Annotated in this window: 1 protein-coding gene; it reads right to left on the reverse strand. The window is 31.4% G+C overall.

Going from position 1 to position 593, the window contains the following annotated elements; genetic code table 11:
* Positions 1–340 (reverse strand): IS110 family transposase (locus tag HMPREF2576_RS10765; RefSeq protein WP_225793067.1); only part of this gene is annotated, 340 nt, incomplete at its 3' end.
* Positions 341–593 lie beyond the last annotated feature (253 nt).

The following is a 593-nucleotide window of genomic DNA, read 5'->3' on the forward strand; positions in this document are numbered from 1 at the left end:
TGTCTGTTTGTTTAAGCGTCGGTCCTAAACAAGCAAGCTTATGAGCATCTGCCTGATCAGTTTTCCATGATCTTAGAGCGCTCGTTTTAAATTTGGCTTCTAACGGATTCATTTGAATATAGTTAATTTGATTTACACAACAAAATCGTTCCATACCTCTTGAATAGATACCTGTAGATTCAAAAATGAGTTGTGGGTGGTCTAAGTCATTCAAATACTTGAGTAAATAATTGTAACCATTTTTATTATTTTGGATGAAAAACTCTTTTTGGAATTTTCCATTTTTATAATGTGCAACTACACTACTTCTTTTACTAATATCAACACCTAAGTAATCGATAAAAAAACCTCCTTTGAATAATTGAGAAGCTAAAAACTTTACTTAACCTTTCTCATTTCATTTTCCTATACACGGTTTCAAGAACCCAACATACTACAAACGAATTTCAAAAGGCGAGAGTAAAGCTGACTTGTTTTTTATACGGATTTAAAATCCAAGAGTCTGGACAGTCTACTTCTCTCTATAACTATAAAAAATAGCTATGAAAAAATCTATCGTCATAGATTTCTTCATAGCTAATCTTAGTATGTTT

The sequence above is a fragment of the Staphylococcus sp. HMSC063F05 genome (assembly GCF_001837075.1).
GTDB classification, from domain to species: domain Bacteria; phylum Bacillota; class Bacilli; order Staphylococcales; family Staphylococcaceae; genus Staphylococcus; species Staphylococcus epidermidis.